Annotated in this window: 2 protein-coding genes; both read left to right on the top strand. The window is 62.2% G+C overall.

Annotation, left to right across the window (positions count from 1 at the left end):
- A partial coding sequence (locus ACXJKR_RS30100; RefSeq protein WP_457325966.1) for a M14 family zinc carboxypeptidase occupies nucleotides 1-1126 on the top strand: 1126 nt, incomplete at its 5' end.
- Nucleotides 1127-1217: 91 nt separating this feature from the next.
- A partial coding sequence (locus ACXJKR_RS30095; RefSeq protein WP_457325965.1) for a TonB-dependent receptor plug domain-containing protein occupies nucleotides 1218-2334 on the top strand: 1117 nt, incomplete at its 3' end.

The raw sequence follows: 2334 nt of genomic DNA, 5'->3' as shown, positions 1-2334 counted from the left end.
CTTCAAGCTGTATCCGGAGGGGCAGATCGAGAACTTCGATGGCCATCACATTCCGGATCCGCACTATTTGTCAGACAACTCCCAAGATTTCAACCGCAACTTCCCACACCACTGGGTGCCTGAGCCTCAAGAGGCGGGCGCAGGCCCCTATCCCGGGAGTGCGCCCGAGACGCGTGCCGTGCTGGAGTTTGCGRCGCGCCACGCAAACATCATGGTGTGGCTAAGTCTTCACACCTTCGGCGGCGTGCTGATCCGCCCCCTTGGCGATCAGCCCGACTCGAAGATGGATCCCCTGGACCTCTCGATATTCGAGCAGGTCGAGGCGTGGATGGCCGAGTACACCGGCTATCCGACGGTCAGCGGTTTCCATGAGTTCCTGTATTCGCCCGACAAAACCATCCATGGCGATTTGATGGACTACGCCTACCACCAGCGGGGTGCACTGGCCTATGTGGTGGAGCTCTGGGACGTCTTCAAGCAGGTGGGCATCGCCCCGAAGAAGCCGTTCATGGACAACTACATCAAACTGACGCGCAAGGACATGCGCGCCTTGGTGAAGTTCGACCGCGAACACAACGCCGGGCGCATCTTCAAGCCCTGGCGTAAGTTCAACCATCCGCAGTTCGGTGAAGTGGAGTTGGCAGGCTTTGACCCCAGTGTCGGGATCATCAATCCGCCCCTCGAACGAATTGCGCAGACCTGCGACGCGCAAAGCGCTGCCTTCCTCAGAGTGGCTTCCTTGCTGCCCCAGCTGACACTGGAGGTGCTCCGCCAGACCCAGTTCGACACGCATGTTTGCACTGAGGTACGCATTCGCAACGACGGGTACTTCGCGACCTATGGGCCGTCGTCGGCGAAGGCACTCCCTCATGCGGAGCGGCTGCGGCTAACGGTCAAGGCTGAGGGAGCGCAGGTCCTGTCGCCCACCGCGCCGCAGATCGACATCGGTCATTTGGAGGGCTGGGGCGGTGGCCTCTACGGCCGCGCCAGCGGCTTCGAGCCTTGGACTCGCGGCAACGACGGCGAGCGGGTCGTCTCGGTGATTACCGCCGGCAGCGGCGGGCTGTTCATCGAGGTCCAAAGCTGTCGTGTCGGCACCTTCAAGCTTGAGGTTCGCGTGCCATGACGCCAGCGCCCGTCGCTGGCTCCCGCACGGAATCTTGCGGATCACACGCCATACCTTGGCAGGCAATTCCACCCCTTTTTGAGACGTCAACATGAGCAAGCCACTGGATCCGTCACGACACCTCGCCAACTCGCGCACCTTGGTCGCTCGTGCGGCGGCGGTGGTTTGCTTTGGCACTTGCCTGCCGGTGATGGCATTGGCGCAAGCCCAGGCCCAGGCCGAACCGGCGGAGCAGAGCGCCGGCGTGCTGGAAAAGGACAAGCCGGGTGACGGTGCAAAAGAAAGAAACCAACTGCAGGCGGTTGTCGTCACGGCCAACCGCCGTAAAGAGATGGCTCGAGATGTCCCGCTGCAAATCAACAGGCTGTCGGCGGACGAGCTCGAGCAATCGGGTGCCAAGGGCCTTGTGGACTACCTGGCTGGCTTGCCCGCCGTCGACGTGAAGACGCAGGGCGGGGCAGGCCTGGGGGCGATCAGCGTTCGGGGCGTTTCGACAGGTGACCAGACCATCGCGACAGTCGGCACCTACATTGATGACATCGCGGTCGGTTCCTACAGCCCCTTTGTGAGCGGCCCCATCAACGCCTTGGATATGGCTCTTCTGGACCTCAGCCATATCGAACTCCTGCGCGGCCCTCAGGGCACGCTGTATGGGGCAGGAGCCATGGGCGGCGTATTGAAGTACGTGACCAACGAGCCCAATACCAAGTCCTTTGAAGCTTGGGCGAGAGTGGCGGTGCAGTCCACCGATGGTGGCTCCCTGGGGCACACGGTCAGTGGACTCGTCAATGTGCCTGTGCAGTCTGGCGTCTCGGCAGTTCGTGTTGCTGCCTTTTCGGACAAGGATCCCGGCTATGTCACGGCCGTTGGCCCGGCAGGGGGGGCTGGCGTCAACAAGGGCGACTCACAAGGGATCCGGGTGGTGGGCCTCTTGGAGCCCAGCAAGGACTTCAAGTTGCGCTTGTCGGCGGTTGCGCAAGACTTGCATCGCGATGGGCTGGACTATGTCGACTACGACCCGGTGACGCGCACTCCGAAAACCAGCCCTTCGACGCGCAGCCTGGCCATGCGCGAGCCGTACACATCGAAGATCCGTGTCTATTCGGCGGAGTTGGAGGCAGATTTGGGCTTCGCGCGTCTGAACTCGACGACGTCAGCGCAGCGGATCGATTTGACCTCGGCCTTTGACACCACGCCGGTGTACGGGC

The organism is Roseateles sp. P5_E11, assembly GCF_054049355.1.
This window is presented reverse-complemented; position numbering and strand designations above follow the sequence as displayed.